Origin of the sequence: Staphylococcus sp. LKG3-1 (assembly GCF_048568385.1) — a bacterium.
Lineage (GTDB): Bacteria > Bacillota > Bacilli > Staphylococcales > Staphylococcaceae > Staphylococcus > Staphylococcus saprophyticus.
On the sequence record NZ_CP183796.1, the window covers coordinates 2,037,189 to 2,050,045 of the forward strand.

Below are 12,857 nucleotides of genomic sequence, written 5' to 3' on the forward strand. Positions count from 1 at the left end.
TGCATTACAAGTTAATAAGGTTAGAGTCAGGAGGTATATAGAAGTCCAATTTCTCAGTTCTAAAATTAAGAAATTGGACTTCTATCGTGACTCCCAAAAGGCGGTCTTATATGTCAAACGAGCGCTGATTCTTATTAGAGAAAGCGTTCCGATTGTTAAAGAAATGAGAATAAAGCGTTAAATGTACCATTTTCAAACAATATATAAATCCCTAACCCAATGAATACAATAGGTACAATCCAACGTTCATATTTCTCAATTTTTTCTGATACAAAATCTAAGGAAGCTAAGCGATAGCTGACATAACATAAAACAGCAACCGTAATCATAAAGACAATAACAGCAATAAAGATTTCAGACATATTTAAGGTCGTGAAGTACGGTATATAAATCGAAAAGTCATCCGCACTGGAAGCTAATACGATGAAAGTCATCGTCAAAAATAACTGATTAAATTTTCCAGAGGAGAATAAAGATAAAATACTACTTTCATCTTCATCCTCTTCTCCTTTAATCCACATTTTCACACCTAAGTAAAGTGGTAAAAGCCCAAGTAGTCCGATAACCCATTGCTGAGGAATTAAATTTACAACCCCCTGTGCAACTAAAAGACTTGCTCCTATAACAATTGCAGTCCCTATATATTGTCCTATCCAAATATGTTTCACCTGACCTTTTTTTACTTGCGAAAACAAAAGAATTAATATAACGAGATAATCAATTCCTGTTGCTACATATACCGCAGCTGCTGTAAGTATCGTTGCGATCATTTTTCCATCTCCAATATTTTATATTTTAGGGGTAGGACTTTTCTTCAAATTGAAAAGCCCCCCTTGAATTGCGCACAGCGTGACCTTACTATTCTGTTTTCTACCTATTTATCCTTCACTCTCATCAGTCGTAAACTATTTAATGCTACCAAAATAGTAGCTCCCATATCGGAAAGAATCGCTATCCAAAGGGTTAACCATCCCGGGATAACTAATAGTAAGGCAATTATTTTAATTCCGATAGCAAAAGTGATGTTAGCTTTAATGATATTTAAAGTTTTTCGACTGAGTCTTACTGCAAATGGAAGCTTACTTAAATCATCTCCCATTAATGCAATATCAGCTGTTTCAATTGCAGTATCCGTTCCAGCACCGCCCATTGCAATTCCAACAGTAGATGCAGCAAGTGCTGGAGCATCATTAACGCCATCGCCAATCATAGCTACATTATCATACTCCGATTGCATTTTTTTAATATAATCTAATTTATCCTGTGGCATCAATTCAGACTGAATATCAGAAACGCCTACATGTGTACCGATTGCATTTGCAGTACCTTGATTATCACCTGTCAGCATAATTGTTTGCTTGATACCTAACTGATGAAGTTTTTGAATCACATTTTTACTTGTTTCACGAACCTCATCTGCAACGGCAATTACGCCGAGAATTGTTTTTTCCGTTCCAATAATCATGGCTGTTTTTCCTTGGTTTTGTAGGATTTTCACATTGTTTTCAAACCCAAGGCTAAAATCGGAAACATTTAATTCCTTGAAAAGTTTTGGGCTTCCAATATAGTAAGTAGTTCCGTTTACAATCCCTTTTATACCTCGCCCAGTAATCGAAGTGAATTCTTCCACTTGTACATTAGAATAAGGGATATTATCTTGCTCTGCCTTTTTCATTATTGCTGAAGCAAGTGGATGTTGTGAACGATATTCTAAAGCTGTAATGGTAGAGAATAGCTCTTTTTCTTCCACTTGGTCATTTAATACTTCAAAATCTGTTACCACTGGTACACCTTTTGTCAGTGTTCCTGTTTTATCAAATGCGACTGTCTTAATGGCTCCTAATTTCTCGAGATAGACACCACCTTTAACCAACACACCTTTTTTCGCTGCATTTCCAATTGCCGAGACAATCGAGATTGGAGTAGAAATAACTAATGCACAAGGACATCCAACTACAAGAACTGCTAATCCTTGATAAACCCATGTATCCCAACTGCCACCAAAGAATAGGGGTGGAACGACTGCAACCAAGGCTGCAATAACCATAATGATCGGAGTGTAGTATTTCGCAAATTTATCAACGAATGCTTGGGCTGGAGCACGCTCCCCTTGTGCTTCTTCAACAAGATGAATAATCTTGGCAATGGTTGTATCTTCTACGTATTTGGTGATTTTTACTTCAATTAGTCCCTCTTCGTTAAGCGTACCTGCAAATACTTCGTCATCTACCGCTTTGGAGACGGGAACAGATTCTCCTGTTATAGCTGCCTGATTGACAGCCGACAAGCCATTCACAATGATTCCATCCATGGCAATTTTCTCCCCTGGTTTGACAATCATGATATCACCCACAGCGATATCGTCCACATGGATTATTATTTCCTGACCATTTCGTCTAACTAGTGCTTCTTTTGGGGCGATATCCATCAATGAACGTATGGATTGTCTTGCTCTGTCCATAGAGAAGCGTTCAAGTGCTTCACTGATTGCAAAGAGAATAACAACAATAGATGCCTCTGCCCATTCACCAATAATGGTAGCTCCAATAACGGCAACGGTCATCAGGGTTTTCATGTCGAAATCAAAGCGTATCAAATTTTGAAAACCGACTTTAAATAATGAATATCCGCCAATTACAATAGAACCTACAAATAACATGGAAGTTACGAGGTTATCTTCTCCATTTACAAAGTGAGAAAGGTAACCAAAAGCAATTAGTAGTGTGGCAAACAGCAATGTACTATGTTTTTTATAAAATGGTGTTTTCTCTTCTTTATGAGCCTTAGTGTCATCTTTAACCCTTTGTATCGTTTGATTCGCTAGTTTTTCAGGAGATACTTTTAGATTCTCAAAAGCACCTGCTTTTTCAAGTTCTTCAACCGATGCATTTCCATATACATCAATTTTAGAAGCGCCAAAGTTTACTTTTGCATCCTCAACTCCAGCTATTTGTTTTACATTTTTTTCAAACTTCCCCGCACAATTTGCGCAGGAAAATCCTTCCACACGGTAAACGTTTTTATCTTTAATTACCACAGGTTCTACCCGTCTTTTAGGTTTCTCTGGTGCCACTTTAAGATTTTCAAAAGCACCAGCCTTTTCTAGTTCTTCAACAGTTGCACTGCCGAAGACATCAATTTTTGAAGCTCCAAAATTTACTTTTGCGTCCTGAACGCCTGGAATCTTTTTAACATTTTTCTCAAACTTTCCTGCACAATTTGCACATGAAAATCCTTGGACCCGATAGACGTTCATTTCTTCTTCCATTAGTTTAACCTTTTGTTCAGACATTGACCTTCACTTCTTTCTTATGTGCTAGGGCGATCATCATTATCTGCCTGATATGTTCATCATCTAAAGAATAGAAAGCTAGTTTTCCTTCTTTTCTAAAGTTGACCACCCCTTGCTTATAAAGCGTACGTAAATGATGAGATGCATTTGCTATCGTAACACCTAAGATATTTGCTATATCACAAACACACAACTCTTCATCCTGACACAGAGCGTAAGTAATTTTTGCTCTATTTTCATCGGCAATAGCCTTTAACATTTGGCTAACACCAGAAATATCAACTGTTTGTAAATCCCCTTGTATTCGATTAACCTTTTCTTCGTCATAACAAAAAATTTCACAAGTATCTTTCTTTTTCATATTATCATCCCATCTTCATTAAAATATTTATTTGAATATATTATGACCATTTTCGACTCATCATGCAAGCAAATATTTGAATGAAAATAAAAGAAGTAAGTAGGGCATAAAATTCTAGTCTCAAAAACGAACCTTTCCAAGACAAAGATGTTATTGTGGATGCTGGTAAAATTTCAAGTAAAAGCTATACAGCAAAATAAAAATAAAGCAAAACTGCTAAGATAATATCTATTGAACCCTTAAAGTTGAACTTCAAACTTCAATTTCAAGGGTTTTTTAAATGGTATGAATAAAGTTGTAGAGTTTAAGCGTGTTAGAAAAGTTAATTTATATAACTTAGACAGTAAAATTACTTATCAAATAATAATATAACGTAGATTTAAAATATATTTATTTCAAAAAATTTTAAGAGAAATTAATTTAATATTTGAAACGCTTACATAATAGGGATATACTGTAATTAATCTTAAAGGGGATGTTAAATTTGAATGTAAATAAGAGTTTGATTTTCATATTAGGGGCACTTGGTGGTTTGTTATATGGTTATGACAATGGGGTTATTTCAGGGGCATTGCTTTTTATCAATGATGATATTCCATTGAATAGTTTTACAGAAGGCTTGGTTGTAGCATCCATGCTTGTTGGTGCTATTATTGGTTCAGGTGGGAGTGGACCGCTGTCTGATAGGATTGGTAGAAGACGTTTAGTATTAATTATAGCCATTGTTTATATTGTCGGTTCATTAATATTGGCCGTTGCACAAAATATGCCGATGCTTGTAGTCGGTAGATTGATTATAGGTTTAGCAGTCGGTGGCTCCATGGCAACTGTTCCGGTTTACTTATCCGAAATGGCACCTACGGCTTATCGTGGCTCGCTAGGGTCATTGAACCAATTAATGATTACAATAGGTATTTTAGCAGCATATTTAGTGAATTATGCTTTTGCAGATATGGAAGGATGGCGTTGGATGCTCGGATTAGCTGTCGTACCATCCGTTATTCTATTAATTGGTATTGCATTTATGCCTGAGAGTCCTAGATGGTTGCTAGAGCATAAAAGTGAAAAAGCTGCGCGAGACGTTATGAAAATTACGTTTAATGACGACAAAGAAATAAATACAGAAATTAAAGAAATGAAAGAAATTGCAGCCATTTCAGAATCAACGTGGTCTATCTTAAAATCACCTTGGTTAAGACCTACGTTAGTGATTGGTTGTGTATTTGCACTGTTCCAACAAATCATCGGCATTAATGCGATTATATTTTATGCGCCAACTATTTTTAGTAAAGCGGGTCTAGGTGAAGCGACATCTATTCTAGGTACTGTGGGTATAGGTACGATTAATGTACTTGTGACGATTGTCGCAGTATTTATTGCAGATAAAATTGATCGTAAAAAGCTACTTATCACAGGGAACATCGGTATGGTCGTGTCACTCCTTGTAATGGCTATCCTGATTTGGACGATAGGTATTGAATCTTCGGCCGTTATTATTATCGTATGTTTATCACTATTTATTGTGTTCTTTGGCTTAACATGGGGACCTATTCTTTGGGTTATGTTACCAGAAATGTTCCCAATGCGTGCACGTGGTGCTGCTACTGGTTTAGCAACACTCGTATTGAATTTTGGAACGCTGATTGTGGCGCAATTATTCCCAGTATTGAATAGTGCCCTAAGTACAGAATGGGTATTCTTAATATTTGCATTTATCGGCATCTTGGCAATGTATTTTGTAATTAAATACTTACCAGAAACACGAGGTCGTAGTTTAGAAGAGATTGAATATGACTTAAGAGAAAGAACCACGGGTGTGGATCTAGCAAAAATTAAATAAGTATCATGAAACAAGCCCAACAACACGCAATCGTTGCTGGGCTTATTTGTTGGAACATTATTTGTCTATAGATTAGATATGGCTCAAGACAACTAGCTAATAGCTACGGTATAAGAAATAAATTTAAAAAATAAACGAGATAAGTGCTAGTATAGGGAGACCGCCTTGCTTAAGCAGGATGGTTTTTTGACTTGTGATTGCACCATATAATGCTACAAGGATCATATAAATCAATATGCTAATAATAAGCTCTCTAGGGTGGTCAGAAAAAAACAAACCATATAACAATAATATTCCTAAAAGACCATTATAAACACCTTGGTTTTTCATAAGCGTTTTTAATTTGTCTTGTTGAAGCACTTGCTGTTCGATTTTGAAAAGTTGACTCGTTTTTTTCGAAGTTGTTAAAAAGGTTTGCAAAACGAGAATGTATAAAAATTCTATAGCAACGAATAAAGTTAATATGAAAGACAAGGTACTCATATGGATAACTCCTTTGTGTATTAAATTGAAAATGCACTGTCTTCATGATTATATAGAAAGCGTTAAATAAAAGAAACACAGAAAAGAATAAAGTTATACTAAATAAAAGCAATGCTCCCGTTTAAAGTAAACATTTAAAAATGACAACTTGAACGGGAGTATTTTTATAGCTTTTAATAACTAAAAATTAGACGGATAATAATGTAATTTAAATAATTAATAAAAGTTTTCGATTTTTACCATAGCTTAATAAATCATTAGCTAGGACGAGGAATATCTACAAAGTCTTGTTGATTTAAAGTAACGGATTCGCCTTGCTTATACATTTTTTCTACATGAAATTCTCCCCAATAGCAAAGTGATGAAAGAATTTTACCCAGTGTTTGACCGTATTCTGAAAGTTCGTATTCAACTTTTGGAGGCACTTGATCGTAAACGATGCGATTAATAATGCCATCTTTTTCTAGTTCTCGTAATTGTTGTGTGAGCATCTTTTGAGTGATTGTTGGTATGGCACGTTTTAATGCAGACGTACGCATGCGGCCATTATTTTGTAAATGGCAGAGCATGACCGGTTTCCATTTGCCTCCAATAACATCTATGGTCGCTTCGACACCAATATTATATGTTTTACTCATTTCATTAGCTCCTTTTTAGTGCGTACTTCCTATTTTTATATGTGTGAATTATAGTAACACAATCAACAAAAAATAAGGAGCGAAAAAATTATGAGAAAAAATAAATTTGCCATCTTGGCATTAGCCATGTCTGCATTTGCTATAGGCATGACTGAATTTATAAGTGTAGGTTTATTACCATTAATCAAAGATTCATTTAATACGACGATTTCACTAGCAGGATTAACGGTTTCACTTTATGCCGTTGGTGTAACGATTGGTGCGCCATTGTTAACGCCACTGACAAATAAAATAAAACGTAAGCATTTGCTGATAGGGATTATGCTGATTTTTATTATCGCTAATACATTAGCAGCATTTTCAACGACATTCAGTATGTTACTTGCTATGCGCGTCCTTTCGGCATTAATGCATGGTGTCTTTATGTCTATCGCTACAGCCATTGCTAGTGATCTAGTGTCACCTGATAAACGTTCAAGTGCCATTGCCATGATGTTTACAGGTTTAACGGTTGCGACAATCACAGGTGTGCCACTTGGAACTTGGATAGGTCAACAATTTGGTTGGGAAGCTTCATTTATAACAATTGCGATTATTGGCTTTTTAAGTTTAGTAATTAATATCATATCTGTACCGAACGATTTAAATGAATACGAACAAGCATCTATGTTAGAACAGTTAACCGTTTTTAAAAATAAATCATTGATGATGGTATATTTAATCACTGCACTTGGTTATGGTGGCACTTTTGTTGTGTACACTTACTTAACAACACTACTGACTGATACTTTACATTATAGTGATGATGCAGTTGTTATATTGTTAGTGATTTATGGTGTGATGGTAGCCATTGGTAATACGCTTGGTGGTAAATTAACGAATAACCGTCCAATGCAAGTGTTAATCGGTATATTTTTAATTCAAGCCATTGTATTGTTAATTGTTGGTGTGACGGTATCACATCAAATTTTAGGTACAATCGCTATTTTAATTATGGGACTGTTTGCTTTTATGAATGTACCAGGTCTGCAGTTAATCGTTGTACTTTTTGCAGAACGTAAAAATAAAGCGACTACGAATTTTGCGTCTAGTTTAAATATTGCATCATTTAATATAGGTATTACTTTGGGTTCTGTCATTGGTGGTTACGTACTTAATCATTTTTCAATTACTATGACGCCTTATTTTGGTTTCGCGATGGTATTGATTGCGAGTGCAATGATGTATATGGTTTATAAAAATGAAAAATCAACAGAATTGAATATAGCGTAATGCTAAGATGCATTGATAATTCATTTTGAAAAATATTCATAAAAAATGTAAAGTTTTTAAAATTTCAATTTATATTTGAATTAATTTACTATTAAATTTAAAATTGTTGTAGAGTGATATGTTTTAAATTTAATTGAGAGAAGTGAATGTTTATGAATGTAAAAGAAAGTTTATTTGAAAAATTAGAAGCAAAAAAAGAGGAAATGGTGCAGCATCGTCGTTATTTACATCAACATCCAGAATTATCTTTTCAAGAAACGGAAACCGCTGCTTATATTCAAGATTTTTACAAAAATAAAGATGTCACAATAACACAACCCGTTGAGGGTAGTAATGCAATTATTGTTGAGATAACAGGCCAATATCTGGGTAAGACAATTGGGTTGCGTGCTGATTTTGATGCGTTACCAATTGAAGAAGAAGCGGACGTCCCATTCAAATCGTTAAACCAAGGCGTGATGCACGCATGTGGACATGACGCACATACTGCCTATTTATTAGGATTAGCGGATGCGCTGATTGACATCAAAGACCAACTTTCAGGCACAATCAAAATCATTCACCAACATGCAGAGGAAATGCCTCCAGGAGGGGCGCAACAAATCATGGCATCTGGTGCACTCAATGATGTGGATGAAATTTATGGTATTCATGTTGTGCCCGTGGCAGGACCAGAAGTGATTGGTTTCAATAAAGGCAATGCATTTGCGGGTAGTTCCACTTTCACACTAACAATCAAAGGATTGGGTGGTCATGCTGCTAGCCCTCACAAGACACATGATGCATTAGTTGCGGGGACAAACTTTGTAAATACGCTACAAACAATCGTATCAAGACGTATAGATCCATCAGAAATGGGAGTCATAACGGTAGGAGCTTTTGAAGCGCCAGGTGGTGCGAACGTCATTCAAGATAAAGTTACAATTAAAGGGACTGCACGTTATCTAAATGATGATTTAGAACAATTTATGTATGAAGAAATTGAGAAAGTTGCTCAAAGTGTCGCTATCGGATTTGATATCACATATGATTTGGATTACCAATTTGGATATCCTGTACTTTATAATCATCCAACACAAACCAATCATGTTGTTGATATATTATCTGCAAGTAAAGGTGATTATTTTGAACAGCTTGTAGAAATTCCTGCTGTATCGGGATCAGAGGACTTTGCATATTATTTAAAAGAGATTCCGGGTACCTTCTATATAGTTGGTTGTAAACCAGAACAGGTGACGTCACCATATATGAATCATCATCCGAAATTTAAAGTGAATGAGGATGCATTAATTGTAGCAGCCAAATCGCTTGGGGAAATAGCAATTAATAGACTGACAGCTACTGATTGATTTTAATAAATAAGCAGTGATTAAGAATTGTGATAAATAAAAAAGCACTTACGAAATGCATGAATGAATGCATCGTAAGTGCTTTTTTTAATTTTTTATTAACCTTTAATTGAACACATAGACTACATTGTTCTGCGTGAAGGTTTGCTATCATCGGATAATTTGGCTGATAATATCAATGCTACAAATGAAATTGCTGCTGCAACCATAAATGTAACGTTAACACCATGGATGATACCTTCAATACCATCACTAGGGTTTGATGAAACAGACATTAATGTAATAAATAATGCTGTACCAATTGCCCCAGCCATTTGTCTAAATGTATTGTTCATTGCAGTACCATGTGCGATAAGGTGATTTGGCAATTGATTGATTGCTAAAGTTGTCATCGGCATCATTACCATAGCGAGCGACACCATACGAACGGCATTCGATGTAGCAAGATAAGTAAACGACGTGTGCGCCGTTAATACTGTAAATGGTAATGTGGATAGAACTAAAATGAGTAGTCCAATACGTGCAAGCCATTTACCTCCGAACTTATCGAATAAATAACCTGTAATTGGGTTCATGATACCCATAATAATAGCGCCAGGCAATAATACGAGACCAGACTCTAAAGCAGAGAACTGTAACATATTCTGCATATATAACGGCAAGATAATGTTAGATGCGATTAATACACCAAAGACAAACATACTTAATGCTGTACCTAAAGTGTAAATATTATAACTAAAGACTCTAAACTCAAGCATAGGTTCTTTTAGTTTCAATTGACGACGAATGAAAACAACTAATGAAACAATGCCAATGATGAGTGGTGCAATGAATTGAACACTGCCCCATCCAGCTTCGCCGACTGAACTAAAGCTGTAAAGGAGTCCACCGAAACCTAATGTAGATAGAATTACAGATGTGATATCCAGTTTTGGATGTGATGTTTCGGTAACGTTCTTCAATAGGAATAATGAAGCAATAATTATAATTATTGCGATAGGGAACACAACGTAGAAGACACTTCTCCAAGTAAGGTGTTCAACTAAAACACCTGATAATGTTGGTCCAATTGCTGGCGCAAATGCGATGACGAGTCCGAAGAGACCCATAGCAGTCCCACGTTTTTCTTTAGGGAAAGTTAGGAATAAGATTGTTTGCATAAGTGGCATCATAATACCAGCACCTGCTGCTTGTAGGACACGACCAATCAGAAGCATTGAAAAATCTACGCCCACTGCACAAAGCAATGTACCTAAAGCAAAAATACTCATTGCAGTTAAGAATAACTGCCTCGATGTATAACGTTCAATTAAAAATGCTGTAATAGGAATCATTATTCCGTTTACTAACATAAATATGGATTGTAACCATTGTACGGTACTTTCAGATACTTGAAGATCTTTCATAATTGGCGGTAAAGCCGTACCAAGTAACGTTTGGTTTAAAATAGTAATAAAGGCCCCTGATAGTAGTACGATAAATAAGGGTATTCTTTTTTCGACATGGAAGGTATCGTTTGCACTCAATTAACTCACTTCTTTCATAAAAATTACACAGTTTTATATTATAGCACTATACATAATTTAAATCTAAAAGTTAAACTGGAAAAATTAAATTTGTAGTCAAACAGAACGAGACAGCAATGAAATAGTTTTTAAAAAGGCGGTTTAAAAGATAGTTCTTTAGGTAAGTAATGATTAATATTTGTGTGAATAATGATTAGAAAATGCACAATAACATTTTACAACTGTATGTTAAAAATACTACATGAGATGTGAGGCAAATGTCAAAGTTATCATTCAGAGATTTTAGTTGGCACATCAGGCATGACATTACTTTTAAAATTCAGAATATTTTCAAAATGCGTTGTAGTTGTATTATAATAGGAAAGTATTCATTACTGAGTAGCCGTAATCATATTTTTTTACATGCAAAGATAATAAAATTATGATGACAATGGACTAGAATATTTAAATGAAATATTAGGAGTTTTTAATCAATATAGATATAGAACTGAGGGAGAGTTAATAGACAATGGATAAAAAAGATTTAATCGCCCCTGAGCAATATAATATTGTCAGCGAAATTGAAAAATTTGCGACTGATGGAATGAAGAAAGCAGTGATTTTTGAAGACGCGAGTGGCGAAACAAAAGAAATCACATATAAACAATTAATTAAGCACGCTAATAAAGTCGGAAATATGTTTTTAAAACATGGACTACAAAAAGGTGACAAAGTCTTAGTGATGATGCCGCGTTGCATTGAAACATATGAAATTTATCTCGCAGCATTGAAATTAGGCCTCGTTATTATTCCAAGTTCAGAAATGTTACGTACTAAAGACTTACAATATAGAATTACGCATGGCGAAGTGAAGGCCATCGTCGTAACTTCAGATAGTATAGATGAATTTAAAGCGGTAAAAGAATACGCATCGCTTACGAAATTTATTGTCGGTGGTCAAGAAGCGGATTGGTATGCTGTTGAAGATGAAAAGACAGCAGTTTCAGATCAATTAAACACTGTTGAGACGTCTAGAGATGATATCGCGTTACTGTCATATACTTCTGGAACTACAGGTAATCCTAAAGCGGTTGTTCATTCACACGGTTGGGGCTATGCACATATGCAAATGGCGCCGAAACATTGGTTAAGTATTAAAGAAGATGATGTGGTTTGGGCAACTGCAGCCCCAGGCTGGCAAAAATGGGTATGGAGTCCTTTCTTATCTATTATGGGTTCAGGTGCAACGGCTTTTGTTTATAACGGCAAGTTTAATGCAGAAAAATATTTAGAATTACTGCAAAATTATCAAATCAATGTCCTCTGCTGTACACCAACTGAATATCGTTTGATGGCGAAGTTACCTAATCTGACTGATTATAATTTAGAACGTTTGCATAGCGCAGTGTCAGCTGGAGAGCCACTTAATAGAGAAGTTGTTGAAAAATTCCAAGATCATTTCAACCTTACAGTAAGAGATGGTTATGGACAAACAGAAAGTACATTATTAATTGGGTTCTTAAAAGATACAGAAAGTCGTCCTGGTTCTATGGGTAAAGCAATTCCTGGTAGCCACGTTACAGTAATCAATGATGACGGAGAACTTGCCGAAGTGGGTGAAGTAGGTAACATTGCAGTGCCGCTAGACTTACCTGCGCTGTTCAAAGGTTACTATAAAGATCCGGAACGTACTGCGGAACCTAGAAAAGGTGAATATTATTTTACAGGTGACCTAGCTAAATTAGATGCAGATGGTTACTTCTGGTTCGAGGGACGTAAAGATGATATTATCATCAGTTCTGGTTATACGATTGGGCCATTCGAAGTTGAAGATTCTCTGACAAAACACGAATATGTGAAAGAATGCGCAGTTGTTGGGAGTCCACATGAAATCAGAGGTAATATCGTCAAAGCGTTCGTGATTTTACAAGATGGAGTGCCAGCAACAGATGAAACGGTTAAGACATTACAAAATTATGTGAAACAAGACGTAGCACCTTATAAATATCCACGTGCTATCGAATTCGTTGAAGACTTACCTAAGACAAACTCAGGTAAAATTAGACGTATTGAATTAAGAGAAGCAGAGCAAAATAAATAGTTTATGATACTAAAAA

The 12,857-nt window shown here is 35.5% G+C and carries 10 protein-coding genes; 4 read left to right on the forward strand and 6 right to left on the reverse strand.

The features are described 5' to 3' along the window. Positions 1–155: 155 nt before the first annotated feature. The 3 genes from ACM595_RS10005 to cadC form a co-directional block, all read right to left on the reverse strand. Entirely contained in the window at positions 156–770 is a 615-nt protein-coding gene (locus tag ACM595_RS10005; protein WP_002510812.1) for a CadD family cadmium resistance transporter, read from the reverse strand. 104 nt (positions 771–874) lie between these two features. After that, positions 875–3,292, reverse strand: coding sequence for a cadmium-translocating P-type ATPase CadA (locus ACM595_RS10010; protein ID WP_021459094.1), 2,418 nt, complete (start codon positions 3,290–3,292; stop codon positions 875–877). Beyond that, the gene (cadC, locus tag ACM595_RS10015; protein ID WP_011304078.1) at positions 3,285–3,653 is read right to left on the reverse strand and encodes a Cd(II)/Pb(II)/Zn(II)-sensing metalloregulatory transcriptional repressor CadC; all 369 of its coding nucleotides are present in this window, start codon (positions 3,651–3,653) and stop codon (positions 3,285–3,287) included. The genes ACM595_RS10010 and cadC overlap by 8 nt, the downstream gene beginning before the upstream one ends. A gap of 484 nt (positions 3,654–4,137) precedes the next feature. Here cadC and ACM595_RS10020 point away from each other — a divergent pair, with 484 nt between their 5' ends. Further along, positions 4,138–5,493 carry a sugar porter family MFS transporter gene (locus tag ACM595_RS10020; protein WP_419744288.1) on the forward strand — a complete coding sequence of 452 codons (1,356 nt, stop codon included), beginning with the start codon at positions 4,138–4,140 and terminating at the stop codon, positions 5,491–5,493. A 123-nt stretch (positions 5,494–5,616) separates the two neighbouring features. On the opposite strand, the gene ACM595_RS10025 is transcribed toward ACM595_RS10020, so the two are convergent. Further along, on the reverse strand, positions 5,617–5,976 hold the full coding sequence (locus ACM595_RS10025) for a DUF1304 domain-containing protein (protein ID WP_037539160.1): 360 nt from the start codon (positions 5,974–5,976) through the stop codon (positions 5,617–5,619). Between the two features lie 257 nt (positions 5,977–6,233). Beyond that, complete coding sequence (locus ACM595_RS10030) at positions 6,234–6,614, reverse strand: winged helix-turn-helix transcriptional regulator (RefSeq protein WP_002484325.1); 381 nt, start codon at positions 6,612–6,614, stop codon at positions 6,234–6,236. 90 nt (positions 6,615–6,704) lie between these two features. Between ACM595_RS10030 and ACM595_RS10035 the strand changes: the two genes are divergently transcribed. Continuing rightward, on the forward strand, positions 6,705–7,886 hold the full coding sequence (locus ACM595_RS10035) for an MFS transporter (protein ID WP_002484324.1): 1,182 nt from the start codon (positions 6,705–6,707) through the stop codon (positions 7,884–7,886). A gap of 152 nt (positions 7,887–8,038) precedes the next feature. After that, positions 8,039–9,235 (forward strand): amidohydrolase, encoded by a 1,197-nt coding sequence (locus ACM595_RS10040; RefSeq protein WP_041080739.1) that lies wholly within the window; start codon positions 8,039–8,041, stop codon positions 9,233–9,235. A 122-nt stretch (positions 9,236–9,357) separates the two neighbouring features. Here ACM595_RS10040 and ACM595_RS10045 read toward each other — a convergent pair whose 3' ends face one another. After that, positions 9,358–10,761: an MDR family MFS transporter gene (locus tag ACM595_RS10045; RefSeq protein ID WP_037539159.1), complete on the reverse strand. Its 1,404-nt coding sequence runs from the start codon at positions 10,759–10,761 to the stop codon at positions 9,358–9,360. Positions 10,762–11,269: 508 nt separating this feature from the next. On the opposite strand from ACM595_RS10045, the gene mbcS reads away from it, so the two are divergent. Beyond that, positions 11,270–12,841: an acyl-CoA synthetase MbcS gene (mbcS, locus tag ACM595_RS10050; RefSeq protein WP_419744289.1), complete on the forward strand. Its 1,572-nt coding sequence runs from the start codon at positions 11,270–11,272 to the stop codon at positions 12,839–12,841. Positions 12,842–12,857 lie beyond the last annotated feature (16 nt).